Source organism: Rhizobium sp. BK512, assembly GCF_014194915.1.
GTDB lineage: Bacteria > Pseudomonadota > Alphaproteobacteria > Rhizobiales > Rhizobiaceae > Rhizobium.
Genome location: NZ_JACIAS010000021.1, coordinates 1 through 2,500, shown reverse-complemented (window position 1 = coordinate 2,500; position 2,500 = coordinate 1). Strand labels below are relative to the sequence as shown.

Annotated in this window: 1 tRNA gene and 2 rRNA genes (1 of these 3 cut by a window edge); all 3 read left to right on the top strand. The window is 54.1% G+C overall.

The features are described 5' to 3' along the window. Positions 1–1,958: ribosomal RNA gene (locus FHX06_RS35415) — 23S ribosomal RNA — on the top strand (it extends 841 nt beyond the left edge of the window). A 128-nt stretch (positions 1,959–2,086) separates the two neighbouring features. Beyond that, positions 2,087–2,201 (top strand): 5S ribosomal RNA (gene rrf, locus FHX06_RS35410). A gap of 206 nt (positions 2,202–2,407) precedes the next feature. After that, a tRNA-Met gene (locus tag FHX06_RS35405) sits at positions 2,408–2,484 on the top strand. The last annotated feature ends 16 nt before the right edge of the window (positions 2,485–2,500 follow it).

Below are 2,500 nucleotides of genomic sequence, written 5' to 3'. Positions count from 1 at the left end.
TAGCTGGTTCTCCGCGAAATCTATTTAGGTAGAGCGTCTGGCGAATACTCCCGGGGGTAGAGCACTGGATGGGCTATGGGGACTCACCGTCTTACTGATCCTAACCAAACTCCGAATACCGGGAAGTACTACCAGGCAGACACACGGCGGGTGCTAACGTCCGTCGTGAAAAGGGCAACAACCCTAACCTCCAGCTAAGGTCCCCAAGTCATGGCTAAGTGGGAAAGGATGTGAGGATCCCAAAACAACCAGGATGTTGGCTTAGAAGCAGCCATCATTTAAAGAAAGCGTAACAGCTCACTGGTCTAAATAAGGGTCTTTGCGCCGAAAATGTAACGGGGCTAAAGCCATGCACCGAAGCTGAGGATTCCTCTTTGAGGAGTGGTAGCGGAGCGTTCCGTAAGCTGATGAAGGGATACCTGTGAGGGGTCCTGGAGGTATCGGAAGTGCGAATGTTGACATGAGTAACGATAAAGAGGGTGAGAGACCCTCTCGCCGAAAGACCAAGGGTTCCTGCTTAAAGTTAATCTGAGCAGGGTTAGCCGGCCCCTAAGACGAGGCGGACACGCGTAGTCGATGGGAACCACGTTAATATTCGTGGGCCTGGTGGAAGTGACGGATCGCACAAGTTGTTCATTCTTATTGGATTGGATGGGCAGCGGAGCGGTTCCAGGAAATAGCTCCACCGTATAGACCGTACCCGAAACCGACACAGGTGGTCAGGTAGAGTATACCAAGGCGCTTGAGAGAACTATGTTGAAGGAACTCGGCAAATTGCACGCGTAACTTCGGAAGAAGCGTGACCCCATATGAGGCAACTCTTGTGGGGTGGCACAGACCAGGGGGTAGCGACTGTTTATCAAAAACACAGGGCTCTGCGAAGTCGCAAGACGACGTATAGGGTCTGACGCCTGCCCGGTGCTGGAAGGTTAAGAGGAGAGGTGCAAGCTTTGAATCGAAGCCCCAGTAAACGGCGGCCGTAACTATAACGGTCCTAAGGTAGCGAAATTCCTTGTCGGGTAAGTTCCGACCTGCACGAATGGCGTAACGACTTCCCCGCTGTCTCCAACATAGACTCAGTGAAATTGAATTCCCCGTGAAGATGCGGGGTTCCTGCGGTCAGACGGAAAGACCCCGTGCACCTTTACTATAGCTTTACACTGGCATTCGTGTCGGCATGTGTAGGATAGGTGGTAGGCTTTGAAGCAGGGACGCCAGTTTCTGTGGAGCCATCCTTGAAATACCACCCTTATCGTCATGGATGTCTAACCGCGGCCCGTTATCCGGGTCCGGGACAGTGTATGGTGGGTAGTTTGACTGGGGCGGTCGCCTCCGAAAGAGTAACGGAGGCGCGCGATGGTGGGCTCAGACCGGTCGGAAATCGGTCGTCGAGTGCAATGGCATAAGCCCGCCTGACTGCGAGACTGACAAGTCGAGCAGAGACGAAAGTCGGTCATAGTGATCCGGTGGTCCCGCGTGGAAGGGCCATCGCTCAACGGATAAAAGGTACGCCGGGGATAACAGGCTGATGACCCCCAAGAGTCCATATCGACGGGGTTGTTTGGCACCTCGATGTCGGCTCATCGCATCCTGGGGCTGGAGCAGGTCCCAAGGGTTTGGCTGTTCGCCAATTAAAGCGGTACGTGAGCTGGGTTCAGAACGTCGTGAGACAGTTCGGTCCCTATCTGCCGTGGGTGTAGGAATATTGACAGGATCTGTCCCTAGTACGAGAGGACCGGGATGGACATATCTCTGGTGGACCTGTTGTCCTGCCAAGGGCATAGCAGGGTAGCTATATATGGACGGGATAACCGCTGAAGGCATCTAAGCGGGAAACCCACCTGGAAACGAGTGTTCCCTATCAGAGCCGTGGAAGACGACCACGTTGATAGGCCGGGTGTGGAAGTGCGGCAACGCATGAAGCTTACCGGTACTAATAGCTCGATTGGCTTGATCGTTCTCATTGACTATGCTCATCGCCGGCAAACACGACAGTGTTTGTTCGGGTGATGATGCTGAAGACGTGTTCAAAAACAAAACGATGTGAAAACATCACCAGCTTCTCACACAAGTTGCGCTTCGCTGACCTGGTGGTCATGGCGGGGTGGCTGCACCCGTTCCCTTTCCGAACACGGCCGTGAAACGCCCCAGCGCCTATGGTACTTCGTCTTAAGACGCGGGAGAGTCGGTCGCTGCCAGGTCTGCTAAACGCAACTCGTGAAAAACAAATCTTCTCTTCGCAAACTCTACGGCCCAAAGCCGATCAAAGGGCCGCTATCAAAGCGGCCTTTTGTGTTTGGTGCCTCATAAACACGAGACAAATTGCTTCGCAATTTGCTCGGCACAGATCCGCAAAGCGCACGCGCTTTGCGTAGCCGCGACAAATCCCAAAGGGATTTGCGCTGGACGCGGGGTGGAGCAGCCCGGTAGCTCGTCAGGCTCATAACCTGAAGGCCGCAGGTTCAAATCCTGCCCCCGCAACCAAACATATAGCCCGCAT